This window comes from Pseudomonas sp. TWR1-1-4, from assembly GCF_049897165.1.
In the GTDB taxonomy this organism is placed as follows: domain Bacteria; phylum Pseudomonadota; class Gammaproteobacteria; order Pseudomonadales; family Pseudomonadaceae; genus Aquipseudomonas; species Aquipseudomonas canadensis.
On the sequence record NZ_JAFCVS010000007.1, the window covers coordinates 341,190 to 358,988 of the forward strand.

At 60.9% G+C, this 17,799-nt stretch carries 19 protein-coding genes and 1 pseudogene; 9 read left to right on the forward strand and 11 right to left on the reverse strand.

The window, feature by feature from the left end; all coding sequences use genetic code 11:
• The first annotated feature begins 125 nt into the window (after positions 1–125).
• The 3 genes from moaC to moaE are packed head-to-tail and all read left to right on the forward strand — an operon-like array spanning position 126 to position 1,290.
• Positions 126–599 (forward strand): cyclic pyranopterin monophosphate synthase MoaC, encoded by a 474-nt coding sequence (gene moaC, locus ACP7C6_RS23600; protein ID WP_028618933.1) that lies wholly within the window; start codon positions 126–128, stop codon positions 597–599.
• Positions 596–838 carry a molybdopterin converting factor subunit 1 gene (moaD, locus tag ACP7C6_RS23605; RefSeq protein ID WP_028618934.1) on the forward strand — a complete coding sequence of 81 codons (243 nt, stop codon included), beginning with the start codon at positions 596–598 and terminating at the stop codon, positions 836–838. The genes moaC and moaD overlap by 4 nt, the downstream gene beginning before the upstream one ends.
• A gap of 2 nt (positions 839–840) precedes the next feature.
• Positions 841–1,290, forward strand: a complete 450-nt coding sequence (gene moaE, locus ACP7C6_RS23610) for a molybdopterin synthase catalytic subunit MoaE (RefSeq protein ID WP_028618935.1) — start codon at positions 841–843, stop codon at positions 1,288–1,290.
• Between the two features lie 104 nt (positions 1,291–1,394).
• Here the strand turns inward: moaE and rhlB are convergent, their stop codons facing one another.
• Both rhlB and ACP7C6_RS23620 read right to left on the reverse strand, forming a co-directional pair.
• Entirely contained in the window at positions 1,395–2,846 is a 1,452-nt protein-coding gene (gene rhlB, locus ACP7C6_RS23615; protein ID WP_236318369.1) for an ATP-dependent RNA helicase RhlB, read from the reverse strand.
• A gap of 102 nt (positions 2,847–2,948) precedes the next feature.
• Complete coding sequence (locus tag ACP7C6_RS23620) at positions 2,949–3,605, reverse strand: alpha/beta hydrolase (RefSeq protein ID WP_426109299.1); 657 nt, start codon at positions 3,603–3,605, stop codon at positions 2,949–2,951.
• 345 nt (positions 3,606–3,950) lie between these two features.
• On the opposite strand from ACP7C6_RS23620, the gene ACP7C6_RS23625 reads away from it, so the two are divergent.
• From ACP7C6_RS23625 to ACP7C6_RS23640, 4 genes are all read left to right on the forward strand, one after another.
• On the forward strand, positions 3,951–4,982 hold the full coding sequence (locus tag ACP7C6_RS23625; protein WP_028618938.1) for an amino acid ABC transporter substrate-binding protein: 1,032 nt from the start codon (positions 3,951–3,953) through the stop codon (positions 4,980–4,982).
• A 72-nt stretch (positions 4,983–5,054) separates the two neighbouring features.
• The gene (locus ACP7C6_RS23630) at positions 5,055–6,236 is read left to right on the forward strand and encodes an amino acid ABC transporter permease (protein ID WP_016978214.1); all 1,182 of its coding nucleotides are present in this window, start codon (positions 5,055–5,057) and stop codon (positions 6,234–6,236) included.
• A 10-nt stretch (positions 6,237–6,246) separates the two neighbouring features.
• Complete coding sequence (locus ACP7C6_RS23635) at positions 6,247–7,344, forward strand: amino acid ABC transporter permease (protein ID WP_068937386.1); 1,098 nt, start codon at positions 6,247–6,249, stop codon at positions 7,342–7,344.
• Between the two features lie 11 nt (positions 7,345–7,355).
• Entirely contained in the window at positions 7,356–8,120 is a 765-nt protein-coding gene (locus ACP7C6_RS23640; protein ID WP_003171943.1) for an amino acid ABC transporter ATP-binding protein, read from the forward strand.
• 52 nt (positions 8,121–8,172) lie between these two features.
• Here the strand turns inward: ACP7C6_RS23640 and ACP7C6_RS23645 are convergent, their stop codons facing one another.
• Together ACP7C6_RS23645 and ACP7C6_RS23650 are read right to left on the reverse strand one after the other, a co-directional pair.
• Complete coding sequence (locus ACP7C6_RS23645; RefSeq protein ID WP_308908373.1) at positions 8,173–8,664, reverse strand: type II toxin-antitoxin system MqsA family antitoxin; 492 nt, start codon at positions 8,662–8,664, stop codon at positions 8,173–8,175.
• Positions 8,661–8,961, reverse strand: a pseudogene (locus ACP7C6_RS23650) (type II toxin-antitoxin system MqsR family toxin). The gene ACP7C6_RS23645 and the pseudogene ACP7C6_RS23650 overlap by 4 nt, the downstream one beginning before the upstream one ends.
• Before the next feature lie 159 nt (positions 8,962–9,120).
• On the opposite strand from ACP7C6_RS23650, the gene ACP7C6_RS23655 reads away from it, so the two are divergent.
• Both ACP7C6_RS23655 and ACP7C6_RS23660 read left to right on the forward strand, forming a co-directional pair.
• Positions 9,121–9,780, forward strand: a complete 660-nt coding sequence (locus ACP7C6_RS23655; protein WP_122815121.1) for a FadR/GntR family transcriptional regulator — start codon at positions 9,121–9,123, stop codon at positions 9,778–9,780.
• On the forward strand, positions 9,770–11,023 hold the full coding sequence (locus tag ACP7C6_RS23660) for a CynX/NimT family MFS transporter (protein WP_426109300.1): 1,254 nt from the start codon (positions 9,770–9,772) through the stop codon (positions 11,021–11,023). The genes ACP7C6_RS23655 and ACP7C6_RS23660 overlap by 11 nt, the downstream gene beginning before the upstream one ends.
• Here the strand turns inward: ACP7C6_RS23660 and ACP7C6_RS23665 are convergent.
• The 7 genes from ACP7C6_RS23665 to ACP7C6_RS23695 form a co-directional block, all read right to left on the reverse strand.
• Complete coding sequence (locus ACP7C6_RS23665) at positions 11,020–11,670, reverse strand: DUF1120 domain-containing protein (protein ID WP_426109301.1); 651 nt, start codon at positions 11,668–11,670, stop codon at positions 11,020–11,022. The two genes, ACP7C6_RS23660 and ACP7C6_RS23665, sit on opposite strands and share 4 nt — an antisense overlap.
• 10 nt (positions 11,671–11,680) lie before the next feature.
• A complete protein-coding gene (locus ACP7C6_RS23670) occupies positions 11,681–12,292 on the reverse strand; it encodes a DUF1120 domain-containing protein (protein ID WP_426109302.1) in 612 nt (203 codons plus the stop codon).
• Positions 12,293–12,309: 17 nt separating this feature from the next.
• A complete protein-coding gene (locus ACP7C6_RS23675) occupies positions 12,310–13,434 on the reverse strand; it encodes a DUF1120 domain-containing protein (RefSeq protein ID WP_426109303.1) in 1,125 nt (374 codons plus the stop codon).
• 10 nt (positions 13,435–13,444) lie between these two features.
• Positions 13,445–15,874 carry a fimbria/pilus outer membrane usher protein gene (locus ACP7C6_RS23680; protein ID WP_426109304.1) on the reverse strand — a complete coding sequence of 810 codons (2,430 nt, stop codon included), beginning with the start codon at positions 15,872–15,874 and terminating at the stop codon, positions 13,445–13,447.
• 143 nt (positions 15,875–16,017) lie between these two features.
• Positions 16,018–16,734 carry a fimbria/pilus chaperone family protein gene (locus ACP7C6_RS23685; RefSeq protein WP_426109305.1) on the reverse strand — a complete coding sequence of 239 codons (717 nt, stop codon included), beginning with the start codon at positions 16,732–16,734 and terminating at the stop codon, positions 16,018–16,020.
• A gap of 227 nt (positions 16,735–16,961) precedes the next feature.
• Positions 16,962–17,159 carry a hypothetical protein gene (locus ACP7C6_RS23690; RefSeq protein WP_426109348.1) on the reverse strand — a complete coding sequence of 66 codons (198 nt, stop codon included), beginning with the start codon at positions 17,157–17,159 and terminating at the stop codon, positions 16,962–16,964.
• Positions 17,125–17,757 carry a DUF1120 domain-containing protein gene (locus ACP7C6_RS23695; protein ID WP_426109306.1) on the reverse strand — a complete coding sequence of 211 codons (633 nt, stop codon included), beginning with the start codon at positions 17,755–17,757 and terminating at the stop codon, positions 17,125–17,127. The genes ACP7C6_RS23690 and ACP7C6_RS23695 overlap by 35 nt, the downstream gene beginning before the upstream one ends.
• Between the last annotated feature and the right edge of the window lie 42 nt (positions 17,758–17,799).

Consider the following 17,799-nt stretch of genomic DNA (forward strand, 5'->3'; position numbering starts at 1 on the left):
CCGGCTTGCCGGCGATGGGGCCCTCGAGGACGCCATCGCCGGCAAGCCGGCTCCTACGCACAATCAGCCGTGCGCAAAATTGACCCACGGGTTTACAATCGATGCTCCTGATCAGGAGTATCCCTGTGCTGACTCATCTCGATTCCCAAGGTCGCGCCCACATGGTCGACGTCACTGACAAGTCCGTGACGTTCCGCGAGGCGGTAGCCGAAGCGCGCGTGCGCATGTTGCCCGAGACGCTGAAAATGATTGTCGACGGCGCCCATCCCAAGGGCGACGTGTTTGCCGTGGCCCGCATTGCCGGGATCCAGGCTGCGAAGAAAACCAGTGACTTGATCCCCCTGTGCCACCCGTTGATGTTGACGAGCGTCAAGGTCGAACTGAGCGCCGATGGCGCAGACTCGGTGCACATCCTGGCGCGCTGCAAACTCTCCGGCCAGACCGGCGTGGAGATGGAAGCCCTAACCGCCGCCAGCGTTGCGGCATTGACGATCTACGACATGTGCAAGGCCGTGGATCGCGGTATGACCATCGAAAGCATTCGCCTTCTGGAAAAGCTGGGCGGCAAGAGCGGGCACTTCAAGGCGGACCACGCATGAGCATCAACGTATTGTTTTTTGCACGTTACGCAGAAGCGGTGGGTTTTGATTCGTTGGAGATGGAGGGCGACTTCGCCACTGTCGAGGCGGTGCGTCTGGCGCTGGCCAGTGACCCGGAGTTTGCAGTGCTCAACGAAACCAGCCTGATGTGCGCGCGCAACGAAGAGCTGTGCAGCCTTGATGAGCCGGTGCAGGCAGGTGACGAAGTAGCATTCTTCCCACCCGTGACCGGAGGCTGATCATGGCCATTCGTGTGCAGGCCCAGGCATTTGATCCCGGTGCTGAAGTCAACGCCATGCATGCGGCCAATGTCGGCGTGGGCGCGGTGGTGAGTTTTGTTGGCTATGTGCGCGATTTCAATGACGGTCTGGATGTTGCGGGAATGTTCCTGGAGCACTACCCCGGCATGACCGAAAAGGCCCTGGCCAAGATCGCAGTGGAAGCCGAGCAGCGCTGGCCGTTGCTCAAGCTGGAAGTGCTGCACCGCATTGGCGCGCTGGAACCGGGCGAGCCGATTGTGTTTGTTGGGGCAGCCAGTGCCCATCGCCAGGCAGCGTTTGATGCCTGCGCGTTTGTGATGGATTACCTGAAGACGCGGGCGCCGTTTTGGAAGAAGGAAAATACCAGTGAGGGCGCGCGTTGGGTGGAGGGGCGGCACAGCGATCAGGCAGCTGCAGATCGCTGGAAATAAACATACCTCTGTAGGAGCCGGCTTGCCGGCGATGACGACCGTGAGAACAGTGCAAGGCTTGAGGCCACATCGCCGGCAAGCCGGCTCCTACAGGGTTTGCGTATTCAGCTTGGGCGTTTGCGTTCTACCGGGCGCAACAGATGCGTCGGCGGCGTCTCGCAGCTGATCTTGCGCCCCAACAGCGCCTCGATCGACGGCAGCTGATACGAGTCATCTTCCCCAGCAAAGCTGATCGACACCCCCGCAGCCCCGGCACGACCGGTACGGCCAATGCGGTGCACATAGTCATCCGGCACTTCCGGCAGGGTGAAGTTGATCACGTGGCTGATGCCATCAATGTGAATCCCGCGCCCGGCCACATCGGTAGCCACCAACACGCGGATCTTGCCTTCACGGAAACCTTCCAGCGTCTTGATGCGCTTGTGCTGCGGCACATCGCCGGACAGTTGCGCAGCGTTCACACCATCACGTACCAGGCGTTCTTCGATGCGGCGTACTTCATCCTTGCGGTTGGCGAATACCATCACGCGTTCCCAACCGTTGTCGTTGACCAGGTTGTAGAGCAACTTGTACTTGTCGGCACCGGCCACCGCATAGATGTGTTGCTCGACGTTTTCGCTGGCGACGTTCAGTGCTTCGATCTCGACGATGGACGGGTCGGTGGTCCACTGTTTGGCGAGGTTCATCACGTCTTCGGTGAAGGTCGCGGAGAACAGCAGGGTCTGACGCTCGGATTTCGGCGGGGTCTGGCGAATGATCTGACGCACTTGTGGGATAAAGCCCATGTCGAGCATGCGGTCGGCTTCGTCCAGCACCATCACTTCGACCATGTCCAGGTGCACGTCGCCGCGCTGGTTGAAGTCCAGCAGTCGGCCCGGCGTGGCTACCAGGATGTCGCAGTGACGAGCTTCGAGGTGCTTGAGCTGTTTGTCGAAGTCCATGCCGCCGACGAACGTCATGACGTTGAGGCCGGTGTACTTGGTCAGGTCGGCGGCGTCCTTGGCGATCTGTACCACCAGCTCCCGGGTCGGGGCGATGATCAGTGCGCGCGGCTCACCCATGTAGCGCTCTTTCGGCGGTGGTGTCTGCAGCAGTTGGGTGATGATCGAGATCAGGAACGCGGCGGTCTTGCCGGTGCCGGTCTGGGCGCGGCCGATGGCGTCTTTGCCGGCCAGGGTGAAGCCCAGTACCTGCGCCTGGATCGGCGTGCAGTACGGGAAACCCAAGTCCTGGATGGCGTGCATCAGTTCAGGCGCCAGTCTGAAATCGTGGAAGCGGGTCTTGCCTTCCTGGGGCTCGACGACGAAGTCTTCGAGTTTCCATGGGATCACCGGCGGTTTTGGCGCGCGCTCACGGCGCGGTTTTGGGGCCGGTGCGGCTTCTTGTGCCGGTTCAGGCGGTGTCACCGTAGGCGTTTTGGGCTGGGCGACAGGCTCGGTCCGGCCAAGCTGTTGGCCGTCATTGCGGCTGCCGGCAGTCGGGGCAGTAGCACTGGGAACAGGCGCGAGCGGCTCGGCCTCGCTTTTGCCGAACATCTTCTTGAGTGCTTCGAGCACGGTGATCTCATTAATTGGTTAAGGAATGTACGCCGGCCAGTGTAATGCAAGAAACGGGCGCGGCGTAGTGCGTCTGTCATACGGCTACATTGATGCCGGTTTTCAGCCCAGGCGTGCGGTCAACCACGTGCCGATATCGCGGATCTCCTCGGGTAACACTTCGTGGCCCATTGGGTATTCCTGCCATGTCACGGTGACACCACGGCTCTTCAAATGCTCGTAGGCGCTGCGGCCCATGGCGTTCTGCACCACATCGTCGTACTGGCCGTGCAGGCAAAAGGCGGGAATACGCTGTTGGCTGGCGGACAATTCCAGCTCTTCGCTGAAAGTCGGGGCATAGGTGGAGAGGGCGATCACGCCACCCAACGGGCCTTCCCAATTCATAAACGCGGTGTGGAAAACCACGGCGCCGCCTTGGGAAAAACCGGCGAGGAAAATCCGCGACGCGTCTATTCCGGTTCTTTTCTGCGCTTCGATCAAATCCGTGACCATTTTGGCCGAGGCTTCCAGCTCTTCCAGGCTGATCGAACGGGCCGGGCTCATGGCCTTGATGTCGTACCAACTGGGCATCTCGTAGCCACCGTTGATCGTCACCGGACGGGTCGGTGCCTGGGGCAAAACGAAGCGGGTGCTCAGCAAGCTTTCCTGCAGCGCTTCGGCCACCGGCAGGAAGTCATAGCGATCGGCACCCAGGCCATGCAACCAGATTACGCAGGCGTCTGCGGGCTTGGCGGGCTGAAGAATCAAGGGGTCGGTCATGTCTGCTCCATTAATGTGCGTGCGCTCCGATTAAGTGCGACGGAACGGTGCGTGGCTTGTCGATCTGTTAAGAGAATGTCGCAAGGCTGAATCTTTTGCACTTGCTCATGGGCCGAAACGGCTCAGCCAGCACTCTGGTACGCGCCTTGCTATGTGTAGGTCGATGTCAGAACTTTCCTGCGACGGTAACACTATCAGTGCCTGCCGCTTGTGGGAAAGAACCTGGAATTACTGCGACAACTTCATGCCGCTTGACCCCAAAAAAAGCCAACACGGGTCAATATCGCCTCATAAGGGTGCGCTGAGGTTCTAGCTCCGACACAACAAGAGCAACTGGAGGTTTGAATGAAGGTATTGAAATCCACCCTGGCCATCGTTTCTGCGGCGGCCGTACTGGGTGCCAGCGGTTTCGCCCAAGCCGGCGCCACTCTGGATGCCGTGCAGAAGAAAGGTTTTGTGCAATGTGGCGTGAGTGACGGCCTGCCGGGTTTCTCGGTGCCGGATGCCAGCGGCAAGATCCTCGGGATTGACGCTGACGTGTGCCGCGCTGTGGCCGCTGCCGTTTTCGGCGACGCTACCAAGGTCAAATTCAGCCAGTTGAACGCCAAGGAGCGTTTCACCGCGCTTCAGTCGGGCGAAGTCGACATTCTGTCCCGTAACACCACCATGACCAGCTCCCGCGACGCCGGCATGGGCCTGAAATTCCCAGGCTTCATCACTTACTACGACGGCATCGGCTTCCTGGTAAACAACAAGCTTGGCGTGAAAAGTGCCAAGGAACTGGACGGTGCAACCATCTGCATCCAGGCCGGTACCACCACTGAGCTGAACGTTTCCGATTACTTCCGCGGCAACAACCTGAAATACACCCCAATCACCTTCGACACCTCCGACGAAAGCGCCAAGTCGCTGGAATCCGGTCGTTGCGACGTGCTGACCTCCGACAAGTCCCAACTGTTCGCCCAGCGCAGCAAGCTGGCCGCGCCGAAAGACTACGTCGTTCTGCCGGAAACCATTTCCAAAGAACCGTTGGGCCCAGTCGTGCGTAACGGCGACGACGAGTGGCTGGCCATCGTGCGCTGGGTGGGCTACGCCATGCTCAACGCTGAAGAAGCCGGTATCACCTCCAAAAACGTTGAAGCTGAAGCCAAGTCTACCAAGAACCCCGACGTTGCCCGTCTGCTCGGTGCTGACGGCGAATACGGCAAAGACCTGAAAGTGAAGAAAGACTGGGTCGTACAGATCGTCAAGCAAGTCGGTAACTACGGTGAAGTGTTCGAGCGCAACCTGGGCAAGAGCACCCCGCTGGAAATCGACCGTGGCCTGAACGCGCTGTGGAACAACGGCGGCATTCAATACGCACCCCCTGTGCGCTGATCGCTGATGGTTCTGTCACCCGGTGGGCCAACCGCCGGGTGATGTTCTGTTCCATTATTTTCGGGGCATTTCATGCAAAAACAAATCGGCGCACCCAAGCAGAAGCTCAGCTTCAGCGACCCCAAAGTGCGTGCGTGGCTCTTCCAGATCATCACGATTGTGGCGGTGGTCTCGCTGGGCTGGTACCTCTTCAACAATACCCAGACCAACCTTCAGCACCGAGGCATTACCTCGGGTTTCGACTTTCTTGAGCGCAGTGCCGGCTTCGGCATCGCGCAGCATTTGATCGATTACACCGAATCGGACAGTTATGCCCGGGTGTTTGTGATCGGTTTGCTCAACACCTTGCTGGTGACGTTTATCGGCGTGATCCTGGCGACGCTGCTCGGGTTCGTCATCGGCGTGGCGCGGCTGTCGCCGAACTGGATGATTAACAAGCTGGCGACCGTGTATGTGGAGGTGTTCCGCAACATTCCGCCACTGCTGCAAATCCTGTTCTGGTACTTCGCGGTGTTCCTGACCATGCCGGGGCCGCGCAACAGCCATAACTTCGGCGATACCTTCTTTGTCAGCAGCCGTGGCCTGAACATGCCGGCAGCGATTGCCGCTGACGGTTTCTGGCCGTTCGTGGTCAGCATCGTCGTTGCCATCGTGGCAATCGTGCTGATGGCACGCTGGGCCAACAAGCGCTTTGAAGCCACCGGCGTCCCCTTCCATAAGTTTTGGGCGGGCCTGGCGCTGTTCATCGTGATCCCGGCCTTGTGCGCCTTGATCTTCGGTGCACCGCTGCACTGGGAAATGCCCAAGCTGCAGGGTTTCAACTTTGTCGGCGGCTGGGTACTCATCCCTGAACTGCTGGCACTGACCCTGGCGCTTACCGTCTACACGGCAGCGTTTATTGCCGAGATCGTGCGTTCGGGCATCAAGTCCGTCAGCCATGGCCAGACCGAAGCCGCGCGCTCCCTGGGCCTGCGCCCTGGGCCGACGCTGCGCAAGGTCATCATTCCGCAGGCACTGCGAGTGATCATCCCGCCGCTGACCAGCCAATACCTGAACCTGGCGAAAAACTCGTCGCTGGCCGCCGGTATCGGTTACCCGGAAATGGTTTCGCTGTTTGCCGGCACGGTGCTCAACCAGACCGGCCAGGCCATCGAAGTCATTGCCATCACCATGAGCGTGTACCTGGCGATCAGCATCAGCATTTCCTTGCTGATGAACTGGTACAACAAGCGCATTGCGCTGATCGAGCGGTGAGGAAACGCCCATGAGTTCACATACTTTCAAACCGGATATGCCGCCGCCGAACAAAGTGTTCGGGCCGATGGCCTGGATGCGCGCCAACCTGTTTTCCAGCTGGCTCAACACCCTGCTGACCCTGTTGGCGTTTTACCTGATCTACCTGGTGGTGCCGCCGATCCTGCATTGGGCAATCCTGGATGCCAACTGGGTTGGCACCACGCGCGCCGATTGCACTAAGGAAGGCGCCTGCTGGGTGTTTATCCAACAGCGCTTCGGGCAGTTCATGTACGGCTACTACCCCGGCGACCTGCGCTGGCGCGTAGACCTTACCGTGTGGCTGGCCATTGTTGGCGTGGCGCCGTTGTTCATCTCGCGCTTCCAGCGCAAGGCGGTCTACGGCCTGAGCTTTCTGGTGCTATACCCGATCATTGCCTACTTCCTGCTGCACGGCGGGATCTTCGGCCTGACCAACGTGGCGACCAGCCAATGGGGCGGCCTGATGCTGACCTTGGTGATCGCCACTGTCGGCATCGCCGGCGCGTTGCCACTGGGCATCATGCTGGCGTTGGGACGGCGTTCGAATATGCCGGCGATTCGAGTGGTCTGCGTGACCTTCATCGAATTCTGGCGTGGCGTGCCGTTGATCACCGTGCTGTTCATGTCCTCGGTGATGCTGCCGTTGTTCCTGCCTGAGGGCATGGGTATCGACAAATTGCTGCGTGCATTGATTGGCGTGATCCTCTTCCAGTCGGCCTACGTGGCCGAGGTGGTGCGCGGTGGCCTGCAGGCGATTCCAAAAGGTCAGTACGAAGCCGCTGCGGCGATGGGCCTCGGTTACTGGCGCAGCATGGGCCTGGTGATTCTGCCGCAAGCCCTGAAGCTGGTGATCCCTGGCATCGTCAACACGTTCATTGCGCTGTTCAAGGACACCAGCCTGGTGATCATCATCGGCCTGTTCGACCTGCTCAACAGCGTCAAGCAAGCCGCCGCCGACCCAAAATGGTTGGGCATGGCCACCGAAGGCTACGTGTTCGCGGCCCTGGTGTTCTGGATTTTCTGTTTTGGTATGTCGCGCTATTCCATTCATTTGGAACACAAGCTCGACACAGGCCACAAGCGTTAGGAGTTGTTGTTATGAGCGAAGCGATCAAACAGCCTGTGAGCCCTGAAGGCATTATCCAGATGCAGGGCGTCAACAAGTGGTACGGCCAGTTCCACGTGTTGAAAGACATCAACCTCAACGTCAAGCAGGGCGAGCGTATCGTGCTGTGTGGCCCGTCGGGGTCGGGCAAGTCCACCACCATCCGCTGCCTCAACCGCCTGGAAGAACACCAGCAAGGCCGCATCGTAGTCGATGGCGTGGAACTGACCAACGACCTCAAGCAGATCGAAGCGATCCGCCGCGAAGTCGGCATGGTGTTCCAGCACTTCAACCTGTTCCCGCACCTGACCATCCTGCAGAACTGCACGCTGGCGCCGATGTGGGTGCGCAAGATGCCCAAGCGCAAGGCCGAGGAAATTGCCATGCACTACCTGGAGCGCGTGCGTATCCCGGAGCAGGCTCACAAGTTTCCGGGGCAACTGTCCGGCGGCCAGCAACAGCGCGTGGCGATTGCCCGTGCGCTGTGCATGAAGCCGAAGATCATGCTGTTCGACGAGCCGACCTCGGCACTCGATCCGGAAATGGTGAAAGAGGTGCTGGACACCATGATCGGCCTGGCCGAAGACGGCATGACCATGTTGTGCGTAACCCACGAAATGGGCTTTGCGCGCACCGTGGCCAACCGCGTGATCTTCATGGACAAGGGCGAAATCGTGGAACAGGCAGCGCCGAATGACTTCTTCGACAACCCGCAGAATGATCGGACCAAGTTGTTCTTGAGCCAGATTTTGCATTGATCGAAGGTTGAATGAATAAACCCGGCCTGGTGCCGGGTTTATTTTTTTGGGGCTAGGACGCTTTGAGTGCTTCAGCGTCGTTGTTCACGGTGTAGGTGAAGGCGCCACGCATGTCAGCGCCTTCGGCTAAGACTTCTGCATCCGCCAGCAAATGCGGGTGACGATCCAATAACCGCATCAATAATACCAGCGGCTTGGGGGGAAGAAGCTCGCCACGTTCGTAGCGAGAGAAAGCGTTGTGGCCGCCACCGGACAGCAATTTCACCGCCTCTTTTTGGGTAAGGTGCAATTTGCGGCGGATACGTTTCATCTCAGCGCCAATCATCTTTTGGGCCGCTATGACGAGTTCATCGCCTGCTTCTCCATAACGATCCGCACTATCGGTGTCGGGGTCCCAGAAGCCGTCGCCGCATTCGTGACATTCCCAGCCGGACAGATTGTCTACCCGGCGCTCCATACCTTTGACCCTCATGGTTTCACTGCGGCCCTCGAAATAATGCAATGCGTCGGGGGCGCCACAGATGTAGCAATTTTTTACCTTCATAGGTTCTTCTCCTTGAAGGAGATCACCGTCCGGGGAGTAAGTGACCTTGATGTAAATCTCCCTATCTTTTGAGTGCGTGTGATACACGTCCTGCCAAATTCGATGGTCCCTATGAGTGGTCATCGACTTGTACAACATCCAGTTTTGTAACTCATAGATGGCATGCTGCATCTCCTTGATACTGGAGTGGAGTTCCCGGCCGCACCGTTGTGCTGTCTGGGTAAAAGCTCTCCTGCCAAGCCGCCTCACATCCGCCTTTATCACCGCCAAATCGTAATGAGGTGTGTACTTTTCCATAAGACACCTGAGTCCAATAATTACCCTCAGAGGGTAATTTTACCAATCGAAAATACTGCTCCTTTTCCTGCCTAAGAACCCTAGTGCGTTGCCTTTGTAGGCAACTCCGAATAGGCTGTAGGAAAATTCATCCTATGATTGGACGAAAGTGCAAATCCCATGACAGACATCGCCCCCCTGATCAAACGCTCCCTGGTGGATCAGGCCTTGGAGCAACTGCGCTTGCGCATCAGCCAGGGCGTGTGGGCCATCGGCGAACGCCTGCCCACCGAGCCGGAGCTGTCCGCCGAACTCGGTATCAGCCGCAATACCGTGCGCGAAGCCATGCGTGTGTTGGCGTTTTCCGGCTTGATCGAGATCCGCCAGGGCGACGGCAGCTATTTGCGTTCGATGACCGACCCGCTGGGCACGATGCGGGCGTTGTCCCACTGCACCCTGGCGCAGGCGCAGGAAACGCGGCAGATCCTGGAAGTGGAGGCGATCAGCCTGGCAGCCTTGCGCCGCACCGACGAAGACCTGAAAAAGCTGCGTGAAGCCCTCGATGCCAGTGCCGCGCTTTACCACGGCGACCTGGAGGCCTATATCAGCGCCGACCTGGTGTTCCACAAACACTTGGTGGATGCGGCGCACAATCCGGCGCTGAGTGAGCTGTATCAGTATTTCTCAGCCATTGTCGGCGCCCAGTTGCGCCAGACCCTCACCATCTCGCCTCGTCGCCAGGCGGTGTTCGACCTGCATATCGCGTTGCTCGATGCCGTGGAGCATCAAGACCCGGAACGTGCCAAATCCCTCTGCCGGCAGTTGATCAATGAACCCTGAAACCAAGCTTGATGAACTGTTGATCGACGCCGAAGCCGACGACGAGGTGGTGCAACACGCCCCTCCGGTGGTCAGCCGTCTCTGGCTGTTGCTGTTCGGGCTGGTGCTGGTGGCACTGAACCTGCGCCCAGCGCTGTCGAGCTTGTCGCCGTTGCTCAACGACGTGTCGATCAGCCTGGGCCTGTCCGCCGCCAAAGCCGGCCTGCTGACCACCTTGCCGGTGCTGTGCCTGGGGTTGTTCGCGCCCCTGGCACCGATACTTGCCCGGCGTTTTGGCGCCGAGCGCGTCGTACTGGGGATTCTGTTGACACTGGCTGCCGGCATCCTCCTGCGCAGCTCATTCGGTGAAGTCGGGCTGTTTGCCGGCAGCCTGATCGCGGGTGCAAGCATCGGCATCATTGGCGTGCTGCTGCCGGGTATCGTCAAGCGTGACTTCGCCAAGCAGGCCGGCACTATGACGGGCGTCTACACCATGGCGCTGTGCCTGGGGGCGGCGTTGGCGGCGGGGGCCACGGTGCCGCTCAGCCATTATTTTGGTGACAGTTGGAACATCGGTCTGGGCTTCTGGATTGCGCCAGCACTGCTGGCGGCGTTGTTCTGGTTGCCGCAAGTCGGTCAGAAACACGGTGCGCATCGCGTCGCTTACCGCGTGAAGGGCCTTCTGCGTGACCCGTTGGCCTGGCAGGTGACGCTGTACATGGGCCTGCAGTCGTCCCTGGCCTACATCGTGTTTGGTTGGGTGCCGTCGATCCTGATCAGTCGTGGCCTGAGCCCCACCGAAGCCGGGTTGGCGCTGTCCGGTTCGATCATCGTGCAATTGCTCAGCGCCCTCACCGCGCCATGGTTGGCCACGCGCGGCAAGGACCAGCGCCTGGCCATCGTGGTGGTGATGGTGCTGACCCTCGGCGGTCTGTTCGGGTGCCTGTATGCTCCGATCGACGGTTTATGGGGCTGGGCAATCCTGCTGGGCCTGGGGCAGGGCGGTACCTTCAGCCTGGCGCTGACCTTGATCGTGCTGCGCTCGCGGGACGCTCACGTGGCGGCCAACCTGTCGAGCATGGCCCAGGGCATCGGTTATACCCTGGCGTCCCTCGGGCCGTTGGCGGTGGGCCTGATCCACGATTGGACCGGCGGTTGGGCCGCCACCGGTTGGGTGTTCGCCCTGATTGGCCTGGGCGCGATCGTGGCGGGCCTCGGTGCCGGGCGGGCGAAGTACGTCGGTGTCAGCAGCGAGAAAATCTAGAGATACAACACCTCCAGGGTCGCTGAGCCGTCCATCATGATGTCGGTGCTCAGGTCCAGGTTCTGCTTGGCGTTGATCACCACCTCCAGGGTCAGGGTGCTGGTGAGGTTCTGAATTGCTGCCGGCCCGGCGGTACTGCCCTCGATGTCGGTAAAGCCGAGCAGGCTTCGAGCGCCGATATCGATGGGTTTCAGGTTGGCCATGCGCCAGGCGAGGCCGCCGACGGTGGACTCAGTGCCATAGACCGGCGCCCAGCTATCGGCCGCGGTCTGCTTGGGGTCGAAGCTCAACGAATACAAACCGATCTTGTTGCCGCTGTTATCGAGGCCCAGTCCATAGAAAATCTCGCTGTTGACGTGGGCCGTACCGTCGCGATTGTCGCGCATGCGCAACGCATACTGTACTGGGCCGTTGCAGGTGAGCGTCAGATTCAGCGATTTGCGTGGCAGGCGCTTGCCGGTGGTGAGGTTGAGGTCTTGCTGGGAGATTTTGCCGAACTCGACCCTGCCGTTGCCCGACAGGATCGGTGTGCAGGAGGCCGGTGTAATCAGGCCTTTTACGCTCAGGTCGGTGGTGGAGGCGGCATGGGCCGGTAAAACGTTGACCAGCCCTACAGCGGCGGTCAGAAAGATCAGTGACGTTTTCATGGGGTAGCTCCTATAGGTATTTCACAGTCAGGGTTACGAACCCGTCGATGGGTACTTCTTCGGTTAACGGCAGTGTGTTTGCAGGGGCTATGGTTGGGACGATCTGCACGTTTGCGTTCAATAGCTGGACCGGCGCTGGGACGACCATTGATTTGTCGGGAGTGAATGCTGTGAGGAATTTGGGCGACAAAATTGACGTCGGGCTCCAGCCCGCCCACGTCGACCCGAGGGCGTACATCGGCGTTCCCTGCGCCGTGATGGAGTTGAGCTCTAATGTCATGTAGCCGAGCTTGATTGCGTCGTTGATCAGGCCCAGGCCGAATGTATAGGGCCTATCGCTGTAACTGGAGCCGGATCGGTTATCTCTGGTCTCCAGGGCTAGCAGGGTCATGGCTTCGCAAGTGACTTTCAGTTGCAGCTCATGCGCGGTTAGTCGGGTTGGCTGGGCGACGTTCAGATCCCTGGCCGAAATCTTGCCCAGGTCGTACTGCCCAGCAGCGCTCAGGGTCGGCTCGCAGGCACTGGGCGTGATCCGGCCGGTGACGCTCAGCTCCGTGGTGGAGCCCGCGTGCGCCAGAACGCTTAGAAAAATGGTTGTGAGAATCAGGTATCGATAAAACATGTGGGCTCCGATGTTGCTTAGAAATAGATGATTTCAAGGGTGGCCGAACCGTCGAGTCGCACCTCATTGCTCAGGTCCAGGGTGTTGAGTGGCGCAATAACGGCCTTCAGGTTCAGTAGCGCGCTGAGGGTTTGCAGGGCGTGGGGGCCGTCGGTGCCGCCGGCTGTACCGGTGAAGCCGAGCAAGCTGCGCGCGCCCAGAGGTAGTGGGCTGGCGCTGGCGCTGCTCCAGGCTGTGCCGCCGGTGGTGGAGCCCGTCCGATACAGCTGGGGCAGATGGTCGGCGGTTGCCTGGGTCGGGTCGGCAAGCAGGTAATACCGCCCGATTTTTTGCCCGCGAGTGTCCAGGCCCAGACCATAGGCCGTTTCATCGAGGCCTCCGGTGGCGGAACCTTCGCGGTTGTCGTGCATCACCAGTGCAAAGGGCGCTGGACCGTCGCAGGTCACCGTGAGGGTCAGCGGTCGCTCCGGCAGGGCGGTGTCTTTGTCGTGGTTCAGGTCGCCGACTGACAATTTGCCGAAGTTCACGGCGCCATTGTTGGACAGGCTGGGCGTGCACGCCGCCGGCGCGAAGCGCGCTTGCAGGCTCAGTTCCCGCGAGCGCCCCGAGGCGGGAGCATCGACCAGGCCGGAGGTTTCCCAGGTCACAGCGTCGCGCACCCGCACGGCCTCCTCGCGGGCCCAGGCGCTGACCTGCAGTTGTACCGAAAAGCTGCGGCCCATGGCGGGTTGGCCATCGATCATCGGCACGACGCCATGGTCGGCACGCCAGCTCAGATTTGCGCCGACCAGGCTCGGCGCCTGGCCCTGGCCTGCGAGCAAGCCAAGTTCAACGGTGCGCCCATCCAGCACGCCGTCACGCACGTGCAGTTGGTAACTGCCACCGTCGGTGAAACGCAGGCGCTCGATGCCGGCGGCCATAGCACGGTAGAACAGGCTCATGTCCTGCGGTTGCGGGCAGTTCAAGGTCAGGGACAATTGCCGTTCGCCCAGCAGTCGTTCTGCTGCCGAGGTCGGTGGAACGGCGCGGTTCATCAGGCCGAAGTCCAGGCGCGATTCGCTGAGGTCCAAGCGGCATTCGTCCTGGGCTTGTACCGCGCTGGCGCAGAGCAGCAAGGCTGTGAGGCAGTGGTGAAGCTTCATAGGCTTTTCCTCAAGGGGTCTGGCAGCGGGCTGGGGCCGTTTCGTAGTACACGTGTGGGTCGGCCTTGGCCGGCAACTCGAAGCGCAAATGGCAGCGGCGTTGGTCGGGGGCTTTGATCCACAGCGTGCGGGTGTCGAGGACATCGGGCAGGAACACCTGGTTGTTTTCCTGGACCAGGGTGATGAATTCGCCGTCTTCGGTGGTCACCGTCGAGCCTCTTGGCACGGGTCTGTCCAGGGTCAGCAGTGCTCGACGGGTCAGGGCTACACCGAACTCGACGCGGTCCACCGCGCCGCGCCCGGCCGTCACCACAGCCAGGCCGTTGTTGATATCGGCATTGCGCGGCAGTGAGCGGGTTTGCACTTCGAGTGGGCTGCGTCCGTAGGCGCTGAGCTGGGAGGCTACGGCCTGGCCTTGCCAGTCGGTCCACACCGGGCCGCTGGGGGTGTTGACCTTGATGCCGGCCATGTCGCCTATCGACAGTACAGCGAAGGTATCGCGCACCGGGTAGGGTGAGAACGTCACGCCGTCACTGTGCAACACCACGGCGCCCCGTGCGCCGCCCTGGTAGCTGGAGCGTTCGGCATCGGAGCGGGTGTAGTTGAAGTCCATTTGGCTGTAGTACGGCAGCGCGGACACGCCTACGGATGATTCGACTTCGCGGTCGCGCGAGTCACGTTCGACGCCGACCCGATAGGCCAACTGATCGTTGATCTGTTCATTCAGGCCCAGCCCTGTGTGGTGTTCGCCGCCGGCATTGCGTATCCACGCGCGGCCACGGCGATTTTCCCCAAGCGGCACGCTGAGCGTCAGGTACACCCTGTCGTCGTTGTAACGGCGACCGCTCATGTGCCATTCGGCGGTGGCGGACACCGACATTCCAGCGACCTGGGTACCCCACGACGCCAAGGCACGGCTGCTGCTGTCGCCCTGGAACGAGGACGAGCGCGAAACCCCCGCGCTGAATGCCCCCAGCCATGGGTGCGACCACGAGGTGGTTGCGCTCTGCTGGTCGCGGTAGCGCGAACGTTGCTGCTCGCGGGTGTCGGTGGTGTAGGTCGACTCGGTGAGGTCGCGGTAGCCCGGGGTGCGCCAGGAGTTGGCCGCCGTGACTGACCAGCGGTCGCTCAGTTTCTGCGACCACGCCAAGTCGGTCTGCACACCGCGCTCGCGGGTACGTCGAGTGGCCTCGGAGGCGACCACGCTGAATTGCACCTGGCTGTCTTGCCAGGGCAACAGCCCCAGGCTCACGCCCGCCGATCGGTAATCCTCGGCCGCCAACACGCCGCTGCCCAGGCTGACCTGCGGGTGTGGCGCGGCACTGTAGCCGGCACTCACCACCCACGGCTCGACCCCCTCGCCATCACCGATATTGCGCACCCGCCCGGCGGCAACCGAGAAGCCCGGCGCCGGTAGCCCCAGTCCGAGCATTGCGGCGGGCACGGTGAAGCGGCGTTCTTCGCCGGTAGCTTCCTTGACGGTGACTTCAACGTCGGAGCGCCCGTTGAGGCGCGGCACATTGCTCAGGGTGAACGGGCCTGCGGGCACCACTGTGGAGTGAATCAAGGTCCCGTTCTGGCGCACCTCCACCTGGGCCGGGCCATTGGCGATGCCATCGATGGTCGCGCCCTGGTTCTGGTCTTGCAGCGCCTGTTCGGTGAGCACTTGCATGCCGTTGATTTGCGCGCCTGCGAGTACCGGGTTGTAGAGGTTGATCTGCCCAGCCTGCAACACCGCCTGATGGCTGGCGAACGTGCGTTGAGCGTAGGCGTCAAGGTGTGTGGTGCTGGAGACACTGTCCTGCCAGGTTTGCACCTGGCGACTGCGCACAATCCAGTCTCCCGCGTTAAAACCGACCTCGGTATTGGCCGAGCCGAAGCGGTTGGAGTCGCCGCCGTAGCGGTTGTACAGGCCGGTCACGTCATAGTTGAGCAACGCGGCAAACCCACCGGTGTGATACCCCGAAATGTCCTGGGTGACCGGGCGCAGGGCCTGTGTGGGCACCACCAGCGCCAGGCTCAGGCTGGCCGGGTCCGGCTCGATCACGGTTTGCGGGTAGTCCTGGAGAAAGTCATAACAGCTGCTTTCTTCTACGGGGCCCGATGACGGCGTCACCAGTTGCCCGGCGTCCAGCAACAGCGGGTCGAAGCACAGCGTGCCTTGCTGATCGAAGCTGACATCGACGCGCCCACGCCGTTGGCCGTTGACTGTCAGGCTGAGCGCATGGAGCCCTTCGGTGAAACGTGGTGCCTGCATCAGCAGGCCCGCGAGTTCAGGGTCGATCCCGCGCTGGCGCAATGTTTGCTGGTCAAAGGCCGCGGCCGTCGAGGGAGGCTCTGCCCAAGCCTGGTGTGTCAGCAGGCCCGGACAGAGGGCCAGTGCCATTAGTGCCAGGCGTGGTGAAACGCCGGGCACGGCTTTGCCGTCACGGTAACTCATGACTGTGTTCACACAAGTGCACTCTTCTTGGGGGGGAAGGGCCCGACTCGGATTTCCTATCGCGGCAGGGGGCTTTCCCGGTGGCCTTCAGTAGGTGACCACTTCGTTATTATTGGCGCCTTTGCTTCCCTGGCGCCGCTGTTTCACAGGGTGATGGGCGCGTCGTGGGCGGTGACGGCAAAGCCATACACCGTGGCAGGTTGCAAGCGCACGCGGGTGGCGCCGGAACCGCCGGCGGTCACGGTCAGTGTTTCGCCGGGAAGCACATAGGTGCGCGGGAGCATTGCCGCGCCGTTGCCCGGCATCAATTGAAGTTCCTGAGCCATGCGCACCACATACGACGTGGGGTTGTGGACGCTGAGCTGGTCGGCCTTCAAGGTCCAGGTCAGGCCCAGCCAGGGCGTGCGATTAGGCGCGAGCCCCTTGGGATGAATGATCACCGGCAAATTCTGGCGTACGGTCACGCCCACTTGGGCGCGTCCGGCCTTGGCGGGGTCGCGTTGGGCAGGCATGCCTTCGAAAATCACGCGTTTGAGGCGTTGGGTTTTCAACGGCTCGCCCGTTTGCAGAATGAACCGCACCAGCTGGCTTTTGGACGCTTCGACCCGTGTGAGCGGTGGTGTCACGAACAACAGCGTATTTTTGTCCTCGGGAATGTCTTCGAGAGTCACGTGCAACAGGGCCAGTTTGTTATCGGTGTTGGTCACCGACACACTGGCTTCGCCGTCAGCCTCGTTGACGATCACCACCGATGTGTCCGGGACCATGCCATCGGCACGCGCGGCGGTTGCGCCAAGTGCTGCCAGCACAGCACAGCAGAGCCCGGGGCCCCAGCGAAAAACGGAAAAAAACAGTTTCATGACAGGTCTCTTCAGAGAGGCCGCCCTGCACACGGTGAATCAACCGGGCATCGGCGGCGCGGTGTTAGTTAGAGGTACCGCAGGTCCAACGTGATCGAGCCATCGAGGGGCACCCGCTCGTTGAGCGTCAAGGTGTTGGCCGGGCTGATCGAGGTGTCTACCCGCAGGGAGGCCACTAGTTGCCGGATGGGCGCCGGTAGTGTCTCGCCCGCTCGGGCAAACCCCAGCTACTGGCCCGGATACATGTACGGATCCGGCGTCCAGTTCTCGCCCTTGTCGGGCGAGATCAGGGGTTGCAGCGGCTGCGCGTCGCCAACCGACCCGTGCACCGACAGGCTGACCGAACCGAGGCGCTCGCGGATGGTACGGGCGTACAGCCAAGCGCCAGTGTTACAGGTACACGACGCTGATCGTGGCCGAGCCATCAATACCTGTGTCTTGGGAGATGGTCAGATTCTTGGCCGGATGGATGAACGGGTTTACCAAGAATTCCATCTGCGTGTCCTTGGCCGGAATAGGCGCCACCGGTACTACACCGGGTTGTTTAATTGAGACCAGCATGTCGGTTTGCCATCCTTCGTCTTCAAACATGCGGAACCAGGTGTTGCCGTTGTTCATTGACCCAATCGGCTGGACGATGGCCTGATCGGCGATGACCTTGTCGAGGTACACGGTATAGCCGCCGATAGGCTCGCCGGCGGCAGTTTTTCCGAGGCCCAGTTCGATTACGTTGGTTTTGGAGTCGACGCGGTTGTCGGTGGCAGTCATTGCAAACAGCGTCGGTGCCTCGCAGTTGATACTCAGTTGCAAGGTAACTGGGGTCAGACGCGTTTGGGCATCCTGGTTAAGGTCTTTAACCGAAAACCGGCCTATATTGATGGTGCCGCCTGGCGTCAGGCTCGGCGTGCAGGCCGAGGGCACAATCATCCCTTTGACGGTCAGGTCGGTGGTGGACGCGGCAAACGCCGGCAAAGCGCTGCCAATCAGCAGGCCAGCGACGCTGGTGCAGAGTAGTTTTTTCATGTCGGTTAACGCTCCTTTGACGGGGTCGGGATACAGGGTGTA

What these genes read in the sequence shown, in the direction of transcription:
- moaD (WP_028618934.1), top strand. Translation starts at nt 596, where the DNA reads ATGAGCATCAACGTATTGTTTTTTGCACGTTACGCAGAAGCGGTGGGT.
- moaE (WP_028618935.1), top strand. Translation starts at nt 841, where the DNA reads ATGGCCATTCGTGTGCAGGCCCAGGCATTTGATCCCGGTGCTGAAGTC.
- ACP7C6_RS23620 (WP_426109299.1), bottom strand. Translation starts at nt 3,605, where the DNA reads ATGACCGACCCCTTGATTCTTCAGCCCGCCAAGCCCGCAGACGCCTGC.
- ACP7C6_RS23625 (WP_028618938.1), top strand. Translation starts at nt 3,951, where the DNA reads ATGAAGGTATTGAAATCCACCCTGGCCATCGTTTCTGCGGCGGCCGTA.
- ACP7C6_RS23630 (WP_016978214.1), top strand. Translation starts at nt 5,055, where the DNA reads ATGCAAAAACAAATCGGCGCACCCAAGCAGAAGCTCAGCTTCAGCGAC.
- ACP7C6_RS23635 (WP_068937386.1), top strand. Translation starts at nt 6,247, where the DNA reads ATGAGTTCACATACTTTCAAACCGGATATGCCGCCGCCGAACAAAGTG.
- ACP7C6_RS23640 (WP_003171943.1), top strand. Translation starts at nt 7,356, where the DNA reads ATGAGCGAAGCGATCAAACAGCCTGTGAGCCCTGAAGGCATTATCCAG.
- ACP7C6_RS23645 (WP_308908373.1), bottom strand. Translation starts at nt 8,664, where the DNA reads ATGAAGGTAAAAAATTGCTACATCTGTGGCGCCCCCGACGCATTGCAT.
- ACP7C6_RS23655 (WP_122815121.1), top strand. Translation starts at nt 9,121, where the DNA reads ATGACAGACATCGCCCCCCTGATCAAACGCTCCCTGGTGGATCAGGCC.
- ACP7C6_RS23660 (WP_426109300.1), top strand. Translation starts at nt 9,770, where the DNA reads ATGAACCCTGAAACCAAGCTTGATGAACTGTTGATCGACGCCGAAGCC.
- ACP7C6_RS23665 (WP_426109301.1), bottom strand. Translation starts at nt 11,670, where the DNA reads ATGAAAACGTCACTGATCTTTCTGACCGCCGCTGTAGGGCTGGTCAAC.
- ACP7C6_RS23670 (WP_426109302.1), bottom strand. Translation starts at nt 12,292, where the DNA reads ATGTTTTATCGATACCTGATTCTCACAACCATTTTTCTAAGCGTTCTG.
- ACP7C6_RS23675 (WP_426109303.1), bottom strand. Translation starts at nt 13,434, where the DNA reads ATGAAGCTTCACCACTGCCTCACAGCCTTGCTGCTCTGCGCCAGCGCG.
- ACP7C6_RS23680 (WP_426109304.1), bottom strand. Translation starts at nt 15,874, where the DNA reads ATGAGTTACCGTGACGGCAAAGCCGTGCCCGGCGTTTCACCACGCCTG.
- ACP7C6_RS23685 (WP_426109305.1), bottom strand. Translation starts at nt 16,734, where the DNA reads ATGAAACTGTTTTTTTCCGTTTTTCGCTGGGGCCCCGGGCTCTGCTGT.
- ACP7C6_RS23690 (WP_426109348.1), bottom strand. Translation starts at nt 17,159, where the DNA reads ATGGCTCGGCCACGATCAGCGTCGTGTACCTGTAACACTGGCGCTTGG.
- ACP7C6_RS23695 (WP_426109306.1), bottom strand. Translation starts at nt 17,757, where the DNA reads ATGAAAAAACTACTCTGCACCAGCGTCGCTGGCCTGCTGATTGGCAGC.